General features: G+C 72.1%; 21 protein-coding genes. 8 read left to right on the forward strand and 13 right to left on the reverse strand.

Going from position 1 to position 19,161, the window contains the following annotated elements; genetic code table 11:
- The first annotated feature begins 1 nt into the window (after window position 1).
- Together OG509_RS03880 and OG509_RS03885 are read left to right on the forward strand one after the other, a co-directional pair.
- Window positions 2–721: a hypothetical protein gene (locus OG509_RS03880; protein WP_406180116.1), complete on the forward strand. Its 720-nt coding sequence runs from the start codon at window positions 2–4 to the stop codon at window positions 719–721.
- A gap of 157 nt (window positions 722–878) precedes the next feature.
- Window positions 879–1,370, forward strand: a complete 492-nt coding sequence (locus OG509_RS03885) for a hypothetical protein (RefSeq protein ID WP_406180118.1) — start codon at window positions 879–881, stop codon at window positions 1,368–1,370.
- Between the two features lie 64 nt (window positions 1,371–1,434).
- Here the strand turns inward: OG509_RS03885 and OG509_RS03890 are convergent, their stop codons facing one another.
- The gene (locus OG509_RS03890) at window positions 1,435–1,881 is read right to left on the reverse strand and encodes a MarR family winged helix-turn-helix transcriptional regulator (RefSeq protein ID WP_406180120.1); all 447 of its coding nucleotides are present in this window, start codon (window positions 1,879–1,881) and stop codon (window positions 1,435–1,437) included.
- A gap of 125 nt (window positions 1,882–2,006) precedes the next feature.
- Between OG509_RS03890 and OG509_RS03895 the strand changes: the two genes are divergently transcribed.
- The gene (locus OG509_RS03895; protein ID WP_406180121.1) at window positions 2,007–3,569 is read left to right on the forward strand and encodes an MFS transporter; all 1,563 of its coding nucleotides are present in this window, start codon (window positions 2,007–2,009) and stop codon (window positions 3,567–3,569) included.
- A 68-nt stretch (window positions 3,570–3,637) separates the two neighbouring features.
- Here the strand turns inward: OG509_RS03895 and OG509_RS03900 are convergent, their stop codons facing one another.
- The 7 genes from OG509_RS03900 to OG509_RS03930 form a co-directional block, all read right to left on the reverse strand.
- Complete coding sequence (locus OG509_RS03900; protein WP_406180123.1) at window positions 3,638–4,171, reverse strand: hypothetical protein; 534 nt, start codon at window positions 4,169–4,171, stop codon at window positions 3,638–3,640.
- Window positions 4,172–4,272: 101 nt separating this feature from the next.
- The gene (locus OG509_RS03905; RefSeq protein ID WP_406180124.1) at window positions 4,273–4,815 is read right to left on the reverse strand and encodes a DUF4232 domain-containing protein; all 543 of its coding nucleotides are present in this window, start codon (window positions 4,813–4,815) and stop codon (window positions 4,273–4,275) included.
- Between the two features lie 64 nt (window positions 4,816–4,879).
- Window positions 4,880–5,014, reverse strand: coding sequence for a hypothetical protein (locus OG509_RS03910; RefSeq protein WP_406180125.1), 135 nt, complete (start codon window positions 5,012–5,014; stop codon window positions 4,880–4,882).
- 9 nt (window positions 5,015–5,023) lie between these two features.
- Complete coding sequence (locus OG509_RS03915; RefSeq protein WP_406180127.1) at window positions 5,024–5,959, reverse strand: tetratricopeptide repeat protein; 936 nt, start codon at window positions 5,957–5,959, stop codon at window positions 5,024–5,026.
- Between the two features lie 253 nt (window positions 5,960–6,212).
- Complete coding sequence (locus OG509_RS03920; RefSeq protein ID WP_406180129.1) at window positions 6,213–7,229, reverse strand: zinc-binding alcohol dehydrogenase family protein; 1,017 nt, start codon at window positions 7,227–7,229, stop codon at window positions 6,213–6,215.
- Window positions 7,230–7,339: 110 nt separating this feature from the next.
- Complete coding sequence (locus OG509_RS03925) at window positions 7,340–8,320, reverse strand: hypothetical protein (protein ID WP_406180130.1); 981 nt, start codon at window positions 8,318–8,320, stop codon at window positions 7,340–7,342.
- The gene (locus OG509_RS03930; RefSeq protein ID WP_406180132.1) at window positions 8,317–9,627 is read right to left on the reverse strand and encodes a flavin-dependent oxidoreductase; all 1,311 of its coding nucleotides are present in this window, start codon (window positions 9,625–9,627) and stop codon (window positions 8,317–8,319) included. The genes OG509_RS03925 and OG509_RS03930 overlap by 4 nt, the downstream gene beginning before the upstream one ends.
- A 381-nt stretch (window positions 9,628–10,008) precedes the next feature.
- Here OG509_RS03930 and OG509_RS03935 point away from each other — a divergent pair, with 381 nt between their 5' ends.
- The 3 genes from OG509_RS03935 (at window position 10,009) to OG509_RS03945 (ending at window position 12,005) form a co-directional block, all read left to right on the forward strand.
- A complete protein-coding gene (locus tag OG509_RS03935) occupies window positions 10,009–10,602 on the forward strand; it encodes a hypothetical protein (RefSeq protein WP_406180133.1) in 594 nt (197 codons plus the stop codon).
- Window positions 10,603–10,752: 150 nt separating this feature from the next.
- A complete protein-coding gene (locus OG509_RS03940; protein ID WP_406180134.1) occupies window positions 10,753–11,181 on the forward strand; it encodes a tyrosinase family oxidase copper chaperone in 429 nt (142 codons plus the stop codon).
- Window positions 11,178–12,005, forward strand: coding sequence for a tyrosinase family protein (locus OG509_RS03945; RefSeq protein WP_406180136.1), 828 nt, complete (start codon window positions 11,178–11,180; stop codon window positions 12,003–12,005). Before OG509_RS03940 ends, OG509_RS03945 begins: the two co-directional genes overlap by 4 nt.
- Before the next feature lie 91 nt (window positions 12,006–12,096).
- Here the strand turns inward: OG509_RS03945 and OG509_RS03950 are convergent, their stop codons facing one another.
- Window positions 12,097–13,929, reverse strand: coding sequence for a protein kinase domain-containing protein (locus tag OG509_RS03950; RefSeq protein WP_406180138.1), 1,833 nt, complete (start codon window positions 13,927–13,929; stop codon window positions 12,097–12,099).
- Between the two features lie 111 nt (window positions 13,930–14,040).
- Window positions 14,041–14,673 (reverse strand): TetR family transcriptional regulator, encoded by a 633-nt coding sequence (locus tag OG509_RS03955; RefSeq protein ID WP_406180140.1) that lies wholly within the window; start codon window positions 14,671–14,673, stop codon window positions 14,041–14,043.
- 94 nt (window positions 14,674–14,767) lie between these two features.
- On the opposite strand from OG509_RS03955, the gene OG509_RS03960 reads away from it, so the two are divergent.
- Window positions 14,768–14,944 carry a hypothetical protein gene (locus OG509_RS03960; protein ID WP_385583619.1) on the forward strand — a complete coding sequence of 59 codons (177 nt, stop codon included), beginning with the start codon at window positions 14,768–14,770 and terminating at the stop codon, window positions 14,942–14,944.
- Between the two features lie 2 nt (window positions 14,945–14,946).
- Window positions 14,947–15,252, forward strand: a complete 306-nt coding sequence (locus OG509_RS03965) for a DUF4190 domain-containing protein (protein ID WP_406180142.1) — start codon at window positions 14,947–14,949, stop codon at window positions 15,250–15,252.
- A 21-nt stretch (window positions 15,253–15,273) separates the two neighbouring features.
- On the opposite strand, the gene OG509_RS03970 is transcribed toward OG509_RS03965, so the two are convergent.
- The 3 genes from OG509_RS03970 to OG509_RS03980 form a co-directional block, all read right to left on the reverse strand.
- Window positions 15,274–16,233, reverse strand: a complete 960-nt coding sequence (locus OG509_RS03970; protein ID WP_406180144.1) for an aldo/keto reductase family oxidoreductase — start codon at window positions 16,231–16,233, stop codon at window positions 15,274–15,276.
- 290 nt (window positions 16,234–16,523) lie between these two features.
- Window positions 16,524–18,245 (reverse strand): acyl-CoA dehydrogenase family protein, encoded by a 1,722-nt coding sequence (locus tag OG509_RS03975; protein WP_406180146.1) that lies wholly within the window; start codon window positions 18,243–18,245, stop codon window positions 16,524–16,526.
- Between the two features lie 115 nt (window positions 18,246–18,360).
- Window positions 18,361–18,927 carry a PadR family transcriptional regulator gene (locus tag OG509_RS03980; protein WP_406180148.1) on the reverse strand — a complete coding sequence of 189 codons (567 nt, stop codon included), beginning with the start codon at window positions 18,925–18,927 and terminating at the stop codon, window positions 18,361–18,363.
- Window positions 18,928–19,161 lie beyond the last annotated feature (234 nt).

Genomic DNA, 19,161 nt, shown 5'->3' on the forward strand with positions numbered 1-19,161 from the left:
CATGCGCACCCGTACCACCACCGTCTCCGCCGGCCTCGCCGCCGCGCTCGCGGCGGTGCTCCTGCTGGCCGGCTGCACCACGTCCGGCGCCGCCCCGAAGGGCAAGGGCGGTGGCAGCAGCGCCGCGGCGCCCGCGCCCGTCGCGCCGGGCGGCGGCTCCGCGTTCGAGGGCCCCCGGCCGCAGGACCAGAACCTCCTCGCCTGGACGGGCGACCCCAACGACGCGGGGCACGTGACCGCCCAGTCCGCCGCCGGGGTCGGGGGACGGGTCACTCTCGTACGGATCGTGCTGCGCGAGCAGATCACCTGGTCCAACATCTGGCTCGGGCTCGCCGGCATCGACCCGGGCGCCCAGCTCTCCCAGAACTACCTCGGCGTCTACGACGCGAACGGCACCCTGCGCGCGTCCACCGCGGACATCTCCCCGCTGCTGATGACCGACGCGATCGCCAAGCCGTTCCCCCTCGCCAAGCCCTTCACGGCCGCCCCGGGCACCTACTTCATCGCCCTCCTCCTCAACGGCACCTGGGCCACCAACGCCCTCACCCTCAAGTCCACGGGAGCCGGGATCTCGGTGAACGCGGGTCTGACCCCGCCGAACCTCCGCTACAGCACCCTCCTGACCGGCCAGACCTCCCTGCCGGCCACCGTGAACCTCGGCGAGCAGTCCACCAGCACCATCAACACCGGCTGGGGCAGCCAGTGGTACGCCGTCTCCTGAGCCGGGCCGCCACGCCGGGCCACCACGCCCAGCCACCACGCCGAGCCGCCGCGCCCCCGGCTCAGCGGGTGCGGGGTTCGGCCGGATGAGCGAAACTGGGGAAGGTTGTAGCCACGAGGCGGCGCCGGAGCCGGGCCGCCGATGCGAGGAGGGCTGCGTGGACGCTTCACGAGTCGGTGGGCCCGCTCCCGCGACCCGAGCCCGGGTGCGGATGCGAGTGCGGACGGCCACCCTGCTGTGCGCGGCCGCGGCCCTCGCGGCAAGCGCCGTACCCGCCTCCGCGCAGGCGCCCCGGGCCGTGATGGATCCGAATCCGGTCGTGGTGGTCGACTGCTTCTCCCAGGCCCAGGTGCGCCCCCAGGAGTACCTGCTGGCCTGCGGCGACGGGAACAACCGCCTCGTCCGGCTGCGCTGGGACAGCTGGGGGCAGCGGACCGCGACGGCCACCGGCACCGACATGGTGAACGACTGCACCCCGTACTGCGCGGCGGGCCGCTTCCGGGCGTACCCGGTCAAGGTGACCCTGAGCCACCCGCGGCCCTGGCCCGACCACCCCGACGTGCAGCGCTACACCAGCATCCGGCTCCTCTACACCGACACCGCCCCGTCCCCGGTCCCCAAGGACGTGACGTACAAGCTCGTCTACTGATCGGTGCGCTCGGCCTGTCCGCCGAGGCGGGCGCTGATCAGGCAGTCGGCCTCCCCCGGCCGGCTCAGTGGCCCTCCCCCGGCGCCTGGCAGGCGGTGGAGATCGACGACATCCACGCGATGACCGCATCGCGCTGGTCCGGTGCCAGTCCGGCCTCCAGCTCGGCCTCCCGCCGCCGTACGGCCGGGAGCGCGTCCGCGTAGCGGGCGGCCCCGAGGTCGGTGAGGTGCAGCTGGTGCGTCCTGCGGTCGGTGGGGTGCGGGGAGCGGGTGATCAGGCCGTCGCGTTCGAGCGCAGCGAGCATCTCGTTGGCGGCCTGGCGGGTGCTCCCGACGGAACGGGCCAACTGGGCCACCGACTTGCCCGGGGACTCCTTGACCATCATCAGGGTCGCGAACTGCGGCACGGTGAGCCCGAACTCCTCCAACTCGGCGCCGATCGCCGCCCGCATGCTGAGCCAGGTGTGGCGGACCAGAAAACTCAGCACTCGGTCGTGGCTCTTCTCGCCCACGAGGCGACCTCCGAACTCTTATTGATTGACAGGAACTTGACGACTTTGCCAGGATGACGCCGCGCCAGATCGTCAGGTCCCTGTCGATTCTAGCGCCGACCCCTCCTGACCGAAGGTAGTCACGCATGTCATCCGCCACGCCACCGAAAGCCCGCCAACGGCTCATCCTGGGCGTTCTCGTCTTCGCCCAGGTCCTCATCTGGCTCGACGGCACGATCCTGTCCACCGCCTTCGAGACGCTGACCGACCCCGTCCGCGGCCTGGGTGCCACGCCCGGCCAACTCCAATGGGCCACGGGCGCGTACACACTGGCCTTCGCCGGGCTGATGTTCACCGGTGGCGCGCTCGGCGACCGGTTCGGGCACCGCAACACACTGCTGGCGGGCATGGCCCTGTTCGGCGCCGCCTCGGGCCTCGCCGCTTACGCCTCCACGCCCGGCCAGCTCATCGCGGCGCGAGCGGTGATGGGCGTCGGGGCCGCCTTACTCGTTCCCGCCACCATGTCGGTGGTCAGCTGGACCTTCGAGCCCGCTGGGCGGCCGGCCGCCTTCGGTACGTTGTCCTCGTTCGCCGGGGTCGGGATCGCCGCGGGGCCGATCCTGGCCGGCGGGCTGCTCTCGCGCTTCTGGTGGGGCTCGGTGTTCCTCGTCAACGTGCCGGTGGTCGTGCTCGGCCTCGGCTTCATCGCGCGGTACGTGCCGAACTTCCGCAGCCCGCAGGTCCGTCGCCTCGACCCGGCCGGGCTGCTCCTGTCGACCGGCGGCCTGGGGCTGCTCGCGTACGGCCTGATCCGCGCGGGCCAGGAGGCCTCGTTCACGGAGCCGGGCGTCTGGGGAAGCACCGTCGCGGGCATCGCGCTGCTCGCGGCGTTCGTCGTCACCGAACTACGGATCGCCGAGCCGAGTTTCGACCCCCGGCTGCTGAAGCAGCGCCGCTTCGCCGCCGGGAACGTCGCCCTGATGACGGTGTTCCTGGCGATGACGGCGGGCTCCTTCTACCTTGCCTTCTACCTGCAAGGGGCGCGCCAGTACTCGGCGTTGGACGCTTCGCTGCTCGGGCTGCCGGGCGCGCTCGGCGTGGTCGTCGGCTCGCCGATCGCGGTGCGGCTGACCCGCAGGACGTCGGTCCGGCTCGTCGGTGCGATCGCGCTGACCACCGCGGCCCTGGCGATGGGGGCGGTGGCGCTGTTCGACGCGAGCACGCCTATCGCCTGGTATCCGGTGGTCATGCTGGTGCAGGGGACGTCGATCGGCATGGTGATCGCTCCCGTCACCGGCGCCGTGCTGGGTTCCCTGCCCCTGGAGCGGGCCGGAGCGGGAAGCGCGGTCAACAGCACCCTGCGCCAGACCGGCAGCGTACTGGGGATCGCGACGGGCGGCACGATCACGTCGATCGCCTACCGGCACGCGATCGAGGGCTCGCTGACGGGCCTTCCGGCTCCGGTGCAGGACCAGGCCCGGGTCTCGGCGGAGCTCGCCCGCCATATCGCGGCCGCGACGCACAACCCCCGACTCGCCCGGGCGGCCGACGCCGCCTTCATCCACGCCATGCACGTCGGCGCCCTCTGGACGGCGGGATTCGCCCTGATCGGCGTGGTGGTCCTGCTGGTCGGATTCCGCCCGGCCCGCCGCCCGGACCCGGCCGAGGAGGCCCGCCCGACCCTGGCGACGAGTTCGACCGGGTCATGAGGGCGAGCCCGAGCCGCGGCCCGTCGGTGGACCGCCGCGGCTCGGGGGCGAGGTGGAGCGGGGTGGGGTCAGGGCTTCTTGAGCTCGTCTATACAGAGGACGAACCGCTTGCCCGAGCTGCGCCGGGAGCCGCGCATCTGCTCCTCGTAGCCGATGTCCGACACGCCCTTGCACTGGTTCGTGTCGAGGGAGTCGGAGATCACCTTGACCACCTTGTACTGGGCGGTCGCGCCGCCACACTTCACCACCTGGAGGTCGGGGCTCACGGTGGTGCCCTTGTTCGTCAGGCAGTCTCCGACCTTCGCCTTGTCGGCGTCGTCGCGGCTGGCGTAGTAGCCGACCGCGGCCGCGATGACGACGACCACGGCGACGACGATCTTCAGGACCTTCATGACCCCCATGCGCCTGCGCGGCGGCGCGGGCGGGGCGGCGAACTGCTGCTGCGGGTAGGGGTACTGCTGCGGCGGGGCGCCGTACGGCGGCTGGCCCGGCTGCTGGGGCTGTCCGTACCCCGGCTGGGGCGGGTAGCCCTGCGGCGGCTGCTGGGCATGCGGGGCGGGCTGGCCGTACGGGCCGGGGCCCGGCTGGGGCGGGTAGGTCATGCGGGAATCCCCCGAGAGCGTGTGCACTGTGCGTTGTTTGACGTGCGCACGCTATAACAACGCACTGACACGAGCCTCATTGACCTCCGGCGTCCGCAGCCCTACCCACGGAAGGCGGTCGCGCGAACAGTGGTGCCGCAGAGTGCGAACTCACTGCCGTCGCTGGGCGCCAGCTGGTAGCGCGCGCCCGCCACACCCACCACCATCGACGGCGCGACGAAGGGGTCCGCACCGGAGGCGCAATAGCCCTCCCCCTCACCCAGTACGGGCGTGAAGGTGAGCTGCGCCGAGGCCCGGCCGCCGGCCGCCAGCTGCACCGGCCCCGACTTGCCGACCCGGATCACCTGGAGTGGCTTGTTCTTGTCCGGCGAGCCCTGGCCCGCGAGCGCCACCGTCGGGAAGCCGTTCAGTACGCACGGTTTCTTCCCCTTGTTGGTCACCGTGATCCGCACCTGGGCGGGCCCGGTCGGCTGCGCGCTGTTCGCGACGACCTGGGTGCTCGTGCACGGGGCCGCCGCCGCCCGTCGTGGCTCGTCCGCGCCGACGGCAGCACCGGAACCGACCACCAGCGTTCCGGACGCGAAGCCCGCCAGCAGGAGTACGGACGAGGCCTTGATCGCGACGCATCGCGTTGAGCGTTTCATGGGTTGTCCTCCACGGTTCGCCCTTCCCAGCGTCCCACCAACCGGCGCCATCGGCGCGGGCGGCTCACGCCCCCGCGTGGGGGTGGGGCCGACCGCGTTCGCGGGCGTGGCGCAGCGCGCGTACGGTCGGGGTGTAGGAGGAGACGACCCGGTCCATCACGGTGCGCCGGTACGGGTCCTGCTGTGAGCAGGGCGTCACCGAGGTTGTTCAGGTGGACGGCATGCTCGGGTGGTCGGCGGGAGCCGCCTCGACCGCCTGCCGGCCCGCGTTCATAGCATGGTCCAAGTCCCCTATGGCGCCGGTCCGTTCGAAGCGGAGCCTCAGTACGTTCCCGAGATCTGACAGGATCTGGGCGCGGCCGGGCTGGTCGACGGGGAACATGGACGCCGCTTCCCGGTACCGGGCGATGGCACCGTCCAGATCCGGCAGCGCTCCGGTTCGCTCGTAGCGGGCGCGCAGCGCGCTTGCGAGGCCGGTCAGGACCAGCGCGCGGTAGAGGCCGTCATCGAGGGTCGCCCGCGCCGCCTCTCCGAGCAGGGCGACGGCGCTTTCGAGGTCCTCCATCGCTCCGGCCCGGTCGAACCGGGCGTGCAGCGCGTCTCCGAGGTTGTAGAGGTACATGGCGCGGCCGGGCCGCTCGGAGACCGCCGACAAGGCCTCCCGGAAACGGTCGATCGCGCGGTCGAGGTCGGCCGGCGGGCCGCCCCGCCGCCACTTGATCCGCAGCACGTTGCCGAAGGCGGTCAGGTGGACGGCACGGTGGGGGTGCCCGACGGGCACGGCCTCCACGATGCGCCGCCACAGGTCCGCCATGCGGGAGAGCCGCGCCGGGTCGTCCGAATCCTTCAACTCCGCCAGCAGTTGCACGGCGTACCCGGCTGCGTTCTCCGCGAGGACGGGCAGCAGCGGCTGCGGCAGATTGTCATCGCCGGCGAGGAAACACGCGGTGAGTGCCTGCACGGCGATCCGCAGGTCCGGCCTGTCCTGCCCCTGCACCTGGTCCGTCCGTAAAGCCATCGCCTGGTGGCGGAACCAGTGGAACCAGCCGAGCAGATGATGGACGGCGAGGTCGTCCTCACCGGGCAGCAGCTCCGCGAGCCGCCGCGCCTCGCGCAGGGCTTCGGCTTCCAATACCGGTGTCACGTCTCGTAATTCCGCAACACGCCGCAGCCGCACGGCCATTGCATCCATCGCCGTCTCTGCGGCCAGTCGTACGGTGCGCGCTGGGTCCCCCGGATGACTCACGTCGGGTGATGCTAGTCCTACGATCCCTGCACCGGCGGGTAGTTCCTCGGATACGCTCCGCGACAGCGCGGCGCCGGGCCGGGCCGGCATCTGGCGCCGAGCCCACCGCCGCGATGGTACGGCGGGGGCTCGTGACGCGCAGCGGGTCCGGTCAGACCGTTTCCCGGTCTCCGACGGCCTCCCGTGCCGCGGAGGCCGGTTCGCCACCGCCCGCGGGGACGAAGACGAGCCGGGCGCCGGACGGCATCGGCGAGTTCCAGGCGGTCTCCACGTCGGCCATCGGCACGGCGACCGACTCGATGGTCGGCGCCAACTCCGGCAGCCGGGCGAGCAGTTCGCGCAGGGCGGTATCGCGGCGGGCACCCGAGATCGAGCCGAGTCCGCTCCCGCAGACGCTCACGTCCGCCTTGCGCAGCCACGCGGACGGCACGGTCATGTCGGGCCCGGCCGCGGAGCCGACCTGCACCCACCGCAACGTACGGGTGAGATCGGCACGGTGGCGCAGGATTCCGTCGAGCGCCAGCTCGGCGGGGCGGTCCCACAGGTAGTCCAGGACGACGTCCACGTCGGGGGCCGCCGCACCGAACGCGGCCGCGATCTCCTCGTCCGGGCCCGCGAGCCGCACCGTACGGTGGGCGCCCAGCTCCGTCGCGACCCGCAGCCCTTCCGGATCGCGGCCGGCCGCCACGACCGCGCCCGCCCCCTGGTCGAGGGCGAGCCGGATGGCGGCCCGCCCGGCGTTGCCGGTGGCTCCGAGGACGAGCACCGACTCGCCCTGGCGCAGCCGGCCCCGTTCGCGCAGCGCGATCCACGCGGAAGACGCGGGGTTCATGACGGCGGCGACGGCGACCGGATCGAGCCCCTCCGGTACGGGCATCAGCGCGGCGGCCGGTACGGCGACCCGCTCGGCCATCGTCCCGTGCGGGGGCTCCAGCCCCGGGATGTAGACGAGTTCACCGGCCGCGGTCCGGCCCACCCCGTCGAATCCGGGGACCAGCGGAAGCGCGTCGCCGCCCGTGTAGTGGCCACCCGAGGCGAACGAGCGCACCAGCGGGTACAGCGCGGCCGCCAGGACCTCGACGACCACCTCGCCGACCGCGGGGACGGGCTCGGGCACGGACTCGTACCGGGGCGGCTGCCCCAGGGCGTGGACGACGGCTGCGTACATGAACTAGCCCCCAAATGGGTGATTAGGCGGCATGACGGACAACCCGATTGTGACGGCTGCCCGCCGGGCTCGCCGGCTGCGCCACGCGGCAGGGCTTCGGCGGTCCGGCTTCAGCGGACCGCCGTGGCGAGGCGGTGCGCGCCGCCCGAGTGCACGAAGTCCGTCAGGGAGACCGTGTAGTCGCCCTCGTCCGGGCGGTACGCGGTGCAGTACTGCGTGGGATACCAGCCGGGGATCCGCCAGGCGGCCGGCTGGGGAATGGCCTCGCAGGTCCGGTGGCCGGGCGCCGTACGGTGCCGCTGGAGGAAGTCCCTGGTGAGCATGGGCTCCATGAAGATGAGGTCGCCCGCGTACGCCCCATAGATGAAGGTCTGGCCGCTGAGCGTGCCGGTGGACGGGGGGCGGCTGTCCAGGTGCGCGCCCATGGCGCCTTCCGCGGTCTGCGGGCTGCTCGCGGGGTAGCCCGCCGGCAGGTACGCGGCCGGGACCGGCTTGCCCGCCGCGGCCAGTTGGTCGCAGGCGATCAGCAGGGCGCAGCCGCCGGTCCTGATCGCCGACCGGACCCCCTGGGGGGCGAGGTAGAAGTGCACGTCGAAGTGGGCGACGTCGTAGCGGCCGTGCGGGTTGTGCCCGTGCGGGTTCCAGTTGAACAGCACCCACTGGAAGGGCACCTTGGCCGCGGCGGCGGGGGTGGCCGGGAGCCCGAGTTCCAGGCTGTGGCCGCCGACGCATTCGTGCATGCCGTCGAGGTGCCCGTCGCCGTCCGCGTCGTAGCAGTGCTTGCCGTCGGTGGCGGCGGAGGTGGGCAGCCCGGTGACGGCCGCGGCGGTCAGGGCTATGCCGAGCGTTCTGGGTATCCCGCCCTGGTACTCGCTGTACGTACGGACCGCGCCGCCGCCGAGCCGGGCGGCGCGGCCGTACACGGAGCAGGCCGCGCTTCCGGTGTTCTCGGCGCAGGCGGGCATGCGCGCGGCGGATCCCGAGGGCGGCGGCGGGGCCGCGGGCCGCCCGGTGGCGGACAGGAGCGCCGCCACCAGTGCGGCGGAGCCGAGCGCGGCGAAGGCGGTGGAACGCGTACGCGAGACGTTCATACGGCGACGCTCCAGGAAGTGCGTGCGTTGAGCGCGGTGGCGTCCACGCCGGTGACCTGGCGGGTGCAGGACTTGATGCCGTCCAGGCTGTACTCGGGCAGGACGTGGCGGATGTCGTGGAAGCCGTCCGGGGCCAGAGCTTCCACCTGGCGGAGCACCGGGTCGGGTTCCAGCCGGCGGTGGGCCGCGAGGAGCTTCGTGGTCTGCGGCCTGCGGTCCGCCTCGTAGCGCGCCGTCGCCGCGTCCAGACCGTGGTGGGCCAGTTCGTACGCCAGCACGCGGGCGTCGACGATCGCCTGCGAGGCGCCGTTGGAGCCGGTCGGGTACAAGGGGTGCGCGGCGTCGCCGAGCAGGACGACCCGGCCGTCCGTCCAGGTGGGCAGCGGGTCCCGGTCGATCATCGGGTACCGGCCGATGCGGGGTGCCCGGGTGATGATGCCGTGGAGATCGAGGAAGTCGCTGCGCCAGCCCTCGATGTGGGTGAGGACCTCCTGCGGGGGGACCGCGCGGTCCCAGTCGGCGCCGCCGCGAGCGTCCTCCTCGCCCAGGCCGTCGCCGGTACGGCTCTCGACGACCCAGTTGAGCAGGCACCGCCCGCTCTCGTCGGGTCGGGTGACCGGATAGGCCACGGCCTTCACCCGGGCGTTGCAGCCGAGGATCATCATCGTGCGTCCGTCGAGGAAGGGCGGGCCCTCGGTCACCCCGCGCCACATGCATATCCCGTTGCCGAGGGGTGGTCCTTCGTGCGGATGCATGGTCGCGCGCACGGCCGAGTTGATTCCGTCGGCGCCGATGAGCAGGTCGCAGGTGTACGGGCCGGGCCGGTCCGTCACGTACGCCCGGACGGCGGGCCCGCCCGGGTCGCGGCCGCTCGTCCGGTCCTGCTCGTACCGTATGAGGCGGCCGCCGGTGACCAGGGCTTCGGGGCCGAGCCGGTCCAGGACGGCCGACAGCAGGATGTCCTGGAGGTCGGCCCGGTGCACCGAGTACTGCGGCCAGTTGTAGCCGGCGGCGCGGCCGCGCGGCTCCGACCAGATCAGGCCGCCGTAGCGGTGGTGGTACTCCAGGCGGGCGGTCGCCACGGCGACTTCGTCGAGCGCCGGCGCCAATCCGAGTTCGGTCAGCTCCCGGACGGCGGCGGGCTGGAGATTGATTCCCGCTCCGACGGCGCGCAGGTTGGGGCACGCCTCCACGATGAGGACATCGTCCAGCCCTGCCGCGTGAAGGCTCAGGGCCGTAGTCAATCCGCCAATTCCGGCACCGGCTATGAGGATGCGCGGGGAATTCTTTCGGCCGTACGGAGACATGCCCTCTACCTCCTGGGAAAGACGCCTTCCGTCGAACGTGCGGTGTTGAAAGCGGGGTGCTGAAGGCGGGGTGTTGCAAGTGAAGTGTTGAAAGTGCAGGTCAGGCGCTGCTGTTCACCCGATCAGGCTACGGCCAAGTGCCGCCTGATGGGTGACGTGGCTTTAATCGGGTGTCGGCAACAGAAAGGCTGCGACATGCCTGAAGTGACGTTCGAACCGTGCGACGTCCAGCGCCTCCAGCATGCTGTTGACTACGCCCTCCACGCCTCCAAGAAATCACTGGACGCTCTCCTGCCACCCTGGATGCCGGGCGATCTCAAACGGGAAATCAAGAGCGGATGCGTTGTATCGCATTGCGCAACGCTACTGTTCCCGGAAACAGTGGAAACCGCTCTCGCGTACTTCGACGAAAACGGCTGGCCCGCGTCGACCACGATACCGAGCGTGCTGGTCAAGCGCCGCTTGGTGGAGCGCCACTGGCTTCCGGACGATGCGGACATACGGGTGACGCGGCTGCGCGTCACGAGCGGTCTGGCGCCGGAGGTCGAGGTCTTCCTCTTCCCCCGGTGCAGCCCCGGGTACACGGACGCCGTGGGTGCGCAGGAGCGCGTCCACGGTTTCGAGAACCACGTCGGCCTGTTCATGGACCGGCCCGACGAGAGGGCCCTGACCCGGCTGGCCGACCGGCTGGAGACCAGCGGCCGGATGGTCTACGAGGGCTCGGCGCACAACCCCCACGAGAACACCACGATGCTCTACTTCGCCCCCAGTGCCGCCGTGGCCATGTCGCGCCGCCGCTTCCCGCGATGGGAGCTGCAGTGCGCGGGAGATCTGACGGCGTGCGCGGACCGGCGCACCGTCCGGACGGAGGCGGTGTGCAGCGCGTACGCGGCGCTCAAGGCGAACCACGTGGACGGCGGCGGCACGGCGCAGCCCGCTCGCCGGCCCGTTCCGGTGGCGGCCCGCGAAGGCTGACCCTCGGCGCTCGGGCTCCCCGCCCGCGATTCCGGTTCCGGACGCGGCGGGGAGTCCTTTCGCGTTCCGCGGTGGCCGATGCGGATCCGGTGAATTAGATGGATGGGGCACTGATCAGGCGTTCCGGCCCTTCTGATACCTCTTCAGGCCATGAAGAAGATCACCCGCCGACAGGCTTTGGGTACTGCTGCCGGCGCGCTCACCGCCGTCGGAGTGACCGCGGCCGTCATCAAGGTCTCCGACCCGTCCTCGCCGGGCGCGGACCCCAAGGGGGCGGCCGCGGCCTCGTCGCCCGGCCCCATACCCACCGGCACCATCGACGAGGTCTACGAGGGCCGCCGCATCCAGATCGGTTTCGGCGGCGGCGAGCACCAGGGCGGCCACCACTCCCCCGGGCTGCCCACCGTCCGTATCGACGGCAACGAACTGCACGTGATGCGCAACGCCGACGGCAGCTGGGTCAGCGTCGTCAACCACTACCAGACGTTCCCCGATCCGGTCGCGGTCGTCCGCGCCGCCGTACGGGACCTGCAGGGCGCCGCCCTCGCTCCGTTCGGCCCCGCGGGAGGCGCGTCGTGACCGTCCGCAAGAACCAGGCCAAGCTGACCGCGGACGAGAAGCGGGCCTTCACCAACGCACTCCTCGAACTGAAGCGGAACGGCACGTACGACCGCTTCGCCGCCGTCCACAACACCTTCCTGATGACCGACAGCGACTTCGGCGACCGGGTCGGCCACCGCTCCCCCTCCTTCCTCCCCTGGCACCGCCGCTTCCTGCTGGACTTCGAAGCCGAGCTGCAGAAGGTGGACCCCAAGGTCTCGCTCCCCTACTGGGACTGGACGGCGGACCGCACCGCGGCCTCCTCCCTCTGGGCCGCCGACTTCCTGGGCGGTACCGGCCGGGAGCGAGACGGGCAGGTCGTCGACGGTCCGTTCGCCTACGGAGCAGGCAAGTGGGCCGTCACGGTGGGGGTGGACAGTCGCACGTACCTGCGCCGCACCCTGGGCGCGGGCGGCACCCAGCTGCCGACCAAGGCCGAGGTGAACGCCGTACTCGCCATGCCCGTGTACGACGCGACCCCCTGGAACAGTGCCTCGGACGGCTTCCGCAACCATCTGGAGGGCTGGCGCGGCGCCAACCTGCACAACCGGGTCCACATGTGGATCGGCGGTCAGATGGCCAGCGCGGCCTCGCCCAACGACCCGGTGTTCTGGATGCACCACGCCTTCATCGACCTGTTGTGGTCCGAGTGGCAGCGCCGGAACCCGAAGTCCGGCTACCTGCCCACCGCGGCCACGCCGGACGTCGTCGACCTGCACAAGCCGATGCGGCCGTGGAACAACGTGACTCCCGCCGACCTGCTGGACCACCGGAAGTTCTACACGTTCGACACCGAGCACTGAACCGCGGCGGCGCGCCGACCCGGTCCGGGGCAGGCGCGCCGGGGCGTGGCACGTGACGCAGAGGGTGGTGGTGGGGGTGGTGGGGCTGGTGTCAGCCGAGCCGCCATTGCTGGGCCTTGCTCCCGGTGCAGGCCACCACCGTCAGCTGGTTGCCGGCGCCGTTGTCCGTCAGGCAGCCGCCCTGGAACGAGATGTCCTTGATGTAGTAGGCGCCCGACGTGGGGGCGTGCTCCAGGTTCCACCAGACACCTCCGTCGAACTGGCCGGCGAGCTGGACGCGCACGGTGTCCCCGAACTGCGTCAGCGCCTGCGCCATCGCGAATCCGGACGGGCCGCAGGTCTTGAAGCTGTCGTAGCTGTTCTTCTCGTGGAACCAGCCGAACGCGGTGGCGCCCCCCATGATCACCTTGGTGTTCGCCTGCGGGGCGGAGCCGCTCAGGCCGATCTTGAGCCCGTCGCCGACGTTGGTGATGGCGCTCCAGCCGGCTCCGCCGCAGCCCTGCGGCGGGTTGGTTCCGCCGTTGCCGGAGCCTCCGGGGGTCGAGCTTCCGCCGCCGGGCGCGCTCCCGCCTCCGGCCGCTCCGCCACTCGGTCCCGAGCCGGGCTTGCTCCCGGGGTTGCCGGAACCGCCCCCGGCCGGCGGCGGGTTCGGTACGGGTGCCGCGCCGCCGACGCCGCCCGCGGCGGCTCCCGCACCGCCCTGCGCGCCCGCGCCCGCGATCTCGCCCGCGTTCCCGCCCGCGGGCGGGGCCGAGGCATTGGGCGTACCGGCCGGCGCGCTCTGCGCGGGGTCCGCGCCGGGGCTCTGGCTCCCGCCGCCGGACGCCGGTGCGGACGCGGAGGTGGAGGGGTGCTGTCCCGGGGCGCTCGCGTCGGTCTGCCGGGCACCGGCGTCGATGTAGAAGACGGTGACGGCCACCGAGATCGTGATCGTCACGCTGAACCCGATCGCGAGGGGTGCGGAGACGGACGCGGGAATGCGCAGCCGGTCCCGCCACGACCGCCGCAGCTCGGTGGCGGCACCGGCCGGCTCGCGGCCGGCTCCGGCGGCGACGACCGGTCCGGCCGGGGCGTCGAGCTCGCCGAGCGGTCGGCCGGCCGCCGCGCGCCGCGCCGCGGCGGCCATCACCGAGGCGTCGGCGTACCGCTCCTCGGGCCTCTTGGCCAGCGCCCTGGCGACGAAGGCGCGGACCGGCGCGGGGAATTCGGCGGGGAGGTCGGGCACCGGCTCCCTGATGTGCTTGAGCGCGATCTCGACCACCGACTCACCCGTGAACGGCGGTTCGCCGGTGAGCAGTTCGTAGCAGACGACTCCCATGGAGTAGAGGTCGGACGCCGCGACGGCCCCGAGCCCCTCCGCCTGCTCGGGAGCCATGTAGAGGGCCGTGCCCAGTACGGCGTGCGAGTCGGTGATGCCGGTGCTGGCCGCGCTGGAGCGGGCTATGCCGAAATCGGTGACCGTCACCCGGCCGTCGTCGCCGAGCATGAGGTTCGACGGCTTGATGTCGCGGTGCGTGACCCCTTGGAGGTGCGCGGCGTGCAGTGCGTCCAGGGCCTGGCCGGCGATGTCGAGCGCCTGCTCGACGCCGAGGGGCCCGCCCTGCGCCCGTACCTCGGTCAGCGTCCGTCCCTCGACGAGGTCCATGACGATGTACGCGACCTGCTCACCGGAGTCGATCCGGCTCTCCCCGTAGTCGTGCACGTCGACGATGCCCGGGTGGCTGAGGGAGGCGAGGACCGTGGCCTCCCTGCGGAAGCGCGCGGCGAACGAGGCGTCGTCGAGCAGCGCGGGCAGCAGGACCTTCACCGCGACCTGCCGTCTGAGCACGTCGTCGTCGGCGCGCCATACCTCGCCCATGCCGCCACCGCCGATCCGCTCGGCCAGTGTGTATCGGTCCCCAAGGACCGTCCCCCGCCCCCACATGTGTCCCCCTCGTGGTCCGGTGCCTGCTGGTGGTCAGCCGAAAGCCCGTCCGGCAGAGGATACTTGGGTGCCCGCGAGCGCCCGGGCCCGGCGTGATCCGAAGGACACGGCTCAGGGACGGGCTTCGGGCCAGTGCACCCGTCCCGCGTGGATCAGCCGGAGCTGGCGGCGGGCGGTGCGCGTGACCGCGGCCCGTTCCCCGTCGTCCGGGCCCGCGGCCAGGTAGGCGGACACCGTCATCACCATGTGGTCGACGTAGAGCCGCGCCAGCATGAGCAGGTCGTCCGCGCTCCAGCCCCTGCTCAGCGGGTCGGCGCCGAGCCGTTCGGCCACCTCGTGGGCGAACGCGTCGAGCTGTCCCGCCACCGCCTCGCGCACCCTGCGTACGCCGCCGTGCCGTTCGCGCACGATGAAGCGGATGTGCGCGGGGTACTCCCGTACGAGTTCGGCCATCAGGTCCACCGTCGTGTCGATCCGCTGCGCCGCCTCGCCGGACGCGGCGAGGGTCGAGCGTACGGTGCCGTGCAGGCTCTGCAGCGCCTCGTCCACCAGGGCGATGCCCAGCTCCTCGGTGTCGCGGAAGTGCCGGTAGAACGCCGTCGGGGTCACCCCCGCGACCCGGGTCACCTCGCGCAGGCCGAGGCTGCCCAGACTCTGCTCCTCCAGCAGCGACAGGGCCGCGTCCAGCAAGGCTCTGCGGGTTTTGTGGCGTTGGGCCTGGCGTGCCCCGATGGTCTCACTCATGACGAAAAGTCAACCCCCGATTCTCGAAATCTGCGCGCTTGCATTTAGACTGAGCAGTCAGTGCACAACTGTCTCCTATTTTGGAGGAAGCACGATGCTCTTCCTGATAGCGGCCCTCATGCTGATGGGGATCGCTCTGGGAACCGTCGCCCACGTGCCCGTTCACGTATCCCTCGTCGCCACGGCCGCCATCGCCTGCTGGCTGCTGGTCTTCGCGGTTCGCGAGCGGACAACCCGCCGGCACCGGCCGGCCGGCCGACAGGAGGGATGATCATGAACGTACCCGAAACGGCGCTCCGCTCCCCCGCCGCCACCCGCACCCCGTCCCCTGCCCCCACCCCCGCCGTCCGTCAGGCCGACGGGATGGCGGTGGCCTCCTTCGTGTTCGGCCTCATCGGCCTCCTGGCGATGAACCTGCTCCTCGGGCCGACGTCGATCGTCCTCGCCGCCCTCGCACTGCACCGCGGTACGAGCCGGCCCGGCCGCGCCCGGCTCGGTCTCGCCCTGGGCATCGCGGACCTCGCCGTCCTCGCCTGGCTGGTCAGCGCGGACCAGACCTGGTCGTGGAACATCGGCTGAGCCACCCGTGCGCCGGCACCGCTACGGGAGCGGGGCTCCGCGGGCGGTGAGCCACAGGTCGTACCACTCCTCGTGCGTGAGGTCGGGCTCGCGGAGCGCGGCGTCGCGGCAGGCGCGGATGCGCTCGGGGCGGCCGCTGCCCACGACGGGGGCGATCCGCGCCGGGTGCCGCTGGAGCCACCACAGCAGGACCGTCTCCGGCGTGGTGCCCTTGGCGTCGGCAAGCTCCCGTACGAGACGGGCAGTCGCCCGCTCGGCGGGGCTCTCCTGCCGCCCGGTGAAACGGCCCTGGGCCAGCGCGCCCCAGGCCTGGAGGCGGACCCCGTACTCCAGGCAGTACTCGACCGTCCCGGCCGGGAACCCGCCCGCCGCTGCCGCGGGCGTGTTGACGAGCACGCCGTCCTCCAGCCAGTCCCTGCGGTCCAGGCTCATCTCCAACTGGTTGGCGACCAGCGGGAATGCGAGGTGCCGCTGGAGGCGGGCGATCTGCGCGGCGTCCATGTTCGAGACACCGAAGCGGCGGACGAGTCCCTGCTCGCGCAGCGAGGTGAGCGCCGCCGCGACGTCCTTCGGGTCGGCCAGCGGATCGGGCCGGTGCAGGAGCAGGACGTCGACGGCATCGGTGCGCAAGCGCCCGAGGCTCTCCTCCACCCGCCGCACGATGGTGGAGCCGCGCAGGTCGTAGATGCCGGGGCGGTCCCCGTCCGCCAGTCGGATCCCGCACTTCGTCTGCAGCACGATCCGCTCGCGCAGGCCGGGGGTGCGGGCCAGGACCTCGCCGAAGACCGCTTCCGCCTTGCCGCGACGGTAGATGTCGGCGTGGTCGAAGGTGTCGATGCCGCTGTCCAGCGCCGCCACGATCGCCGCCTCGGCCGCGTCGATGTCGGCCGGTCCGTACGCATCCGTGTCCCAGCTGCCGCCGAGCGCCATGCATCCGTACAGCAGCCGGGTGCCGTTCGTCTCCAATGGTGTGATCGCCATGCCGCTCACCCTACGAGGCCGCCGGCTTCGTGGCGGGCCGGGGGCGGGGGGCCTCCACGGGCTTCCTCTGCGGCGGAGGCGTCCTCGGCGGATAGGAGGGCGGCACCTTCGGTCCGCTCGTACGGGTCGGCATCGTCGTCATGCGACCACGCTACGGGTCGGGGCGCCTTCCGGGCCGGTGAGTTCCCGAGGGAGGGCCGCGGGGGCAAGGGGGCCCACCACCGCGCGGGTTGCGCGGCGGTGGGCCCCCAGCGGCCTCAGCGGCCCCACCGGCCCCTGCGGTGTCCTCGTTACGGGGCCATCTCGTACGCCCCGGACAGCGCCTCGACGCGGTCCCAGACCCGGGCCGAACGGGCTTCGTCGACGACCGGGCGCCGGACCGCGGCGAGCGCCCAGCCCTGCTGCTGCTCGGTGGCGGAGTCCTTGCCGTGCAGTTCGACGGCGTGCGCCGAGAAGTCCCGTACGAGCACGGCGAACAGCTCGTCCAGCACGTCCTCGTCGAGGCCGGTCAGCCGCGCCTGCTCCAGGATCAGCTGGCCGTGGACGACGAGCGCGAAGAGCTGGCCGACGGCGAGCAGGAGGTCGAGGTCGCGGCTCTGCTGCTCGTCCGGGGCGGCGGTGGTGACGAACTCGCAGAGCGCGTCGGCCTGTTCGCGGAACCGGGCCACGTTCGGCACCGCGGCGTACGCGTCGAACGCCGGGCGCCAGTCGTGGAAGCGGACGGAGCCGAGGCCGCGGGCCGGGCCCTGCCGGAAGAGGAAGTCGTCGTCGGCCGCGTCGAGGCGGGTCGGCACGGCGGGGTAGTCCACCGGGTCCAGCAGGTGGTTGCGCATGAACTTGAGGATCAGCGCGAGGTTGACGTGGACCGTGCCCTCCAGCTTGGGCAGTCCGCGGATCTCGACGGCGGCCTGGGCGAAGTAGTTGTCCTTCTCGAAGCCCTTGGCGGCGATGACGTCCCACATCAGGTCGATGACCTTCTCGCCCTCCGTGGTCACCTTCATCTTCGTCATCGGGTTGAAGAGCAGGTAGCGGCGGTCGTCGGGGCCCGCGGTGCGGAAGTAGTCGACGGCGCGGTCGCTGAACAGCTTCATCCCGACGAGGCGTACGTACGCGTCCGCCAGCTCGCGGCGCACGTGCGGGAAGGCGGTGACGGGGCGGCCGTAGAGGATGCGGTTCTGCGCGTGGGTGACGGCCTCGTACATCGCGTGCTCGCAGATGCCGATCGAGGCGGTGCAGAGGTTGAACTTGCCGACGTTGACGGTGTTCAGGGCGGCGTCGAAGGCGGCGCGGCCGGTGTGCAGGACGTCGTCGGCGCCGACCGGGTACTCCTCCAGGCGGAACTCGCTGACGTACTTGGACGAGTCGACGACGTTCTTCACCAGGTGGTAGGCCGGGTGACGGCTGTCGGCGGCGAAGAATACGTACCCGTCCGGGCCCTCGACGTCCGTGCGGCGGCCGAAGACGGAGACGAGGCCGGCGGCGTTGCCGTTGCCGATGTAGTACTTGGAACCGGTGGCGCGGAAGCCGCCGCGGCCGTCGGGCTCCAGCAGCATGTCGGTGGAGTAGATGTCGGCGCCGTGGGTCTTCTCGGAGAGGCCGAACGCGAACACCTCGCCCTGGGAGAGGAGTTCGGCGGCGCGGGCGCGGGCGGCGGCGTTGTCGCTCTGCCAGACGGGGCCGAGGCCGAGGATCGTCACCTGCCACGCGTACCAGTAGTCCAGGCCGTAGAACCCGAAGATCTCGTTGAGGGCGGCGATCCGGGCGGTGTCCCAGCGCTTGTCCGGCAGGCCCTCGGCGTCGGCGGACGGGGTGAGGAAGGTGGCGAACAGGCCTTCCTTGGCGGAGAAGGCGAGGAAGTCGCCGAGCCAGGCACGGGTGCGGTAGTCCTCGATCAGCCTGCGCTTGCCGCGCTCCTCGAACCAGTCGACGGTGGCGCGCAGCAGCCTGCGGGTCTCGGGGTCGAAGTGCTGCGGGTCGTAGGTGCGCGGGTTGAACAGGAGGGAGTCGGCCATGGAGGTTCGCCTTCCGGAGAGGGTTGAGGGGTGAGGGTGCTGCCTCCGGAGGTGCTGCTTCCGAAGGTGCTGGTTCCGAAGGTGCTGGTTCCGAACGGGGGGCGGGGGCAGCGGCTCAGGCGCGCGGGCGGGGCGCGGCGAGCCGGTGGACGGTGGCGAGCACGTCGTCGAGCCAGGCGATCGTCATGCGCTCGTACGCGATGCCGCCGCGCAGGACGACGTGCTGCAGCTCCTGGCCGGCGTCGAGCGGTGCGGGGGCCTCGGGGCCGGTGAAGTCGCGCAGCTCCCCGGCGAGGTAGCGGGCGAGCCGGTCGGCGTGCGCCCGGCGGTGCCGCTCGACCTCGCGGACCAGTGCGGCCGGGTCGTCGAAGGCCGCGCCGCGGATCTTGACGGCGAGGTCGTGGCGGAGGCTCTCGGGTTCGATCGGCTCGTGCAGCCACCGGGAGAGCGCGGCGCGGCCCGGGTCGGCGACGGAGTACTCCTTCTTGTCCGGCCGGCCCTGCTGGGCCACCTCTCGGACGGCGAGCAGACCGTCGGTCTCCATGCGCTTGAGGACGCGGTAGATCTGCTGGTGGGTGGCCGTCCAGAAATAGCCGATGGACCGGTCGAAGCGCCGGGCGAGCTCATAGCCTGACCCCGGCTTCTCCAGCAGCGAGACGAGGATCGCGTGTTCGAGCGCCATGCCCCCGATCCTTCTATGCAACTCGTTGCATAGACAAGTGGCAGAGCCCGGGTGAGACGCGGCTCACCCGGGCGCCTACGGCGTACGAACCTTTTACCCACCCCTGATGGCATGCCCCGGTCAAATCTGCCAGGCTCTTCCGGCACACGCACAGCCCGCGGCTGCCCTCCGGCGCACCCGAGCCGACCGGGCGGCCACCGAGCAGGCCGGAATCCGGCCGCCTCAAAGGAGTTC

This window comes from Streptomyces sp. NBC_01006, from assembly GCF_045162725.1.
GTDB lineage: Bacteria > Actinomycetota > Actinomycetes > Streptomycetales > Streptomycetaceae > Streptomyces.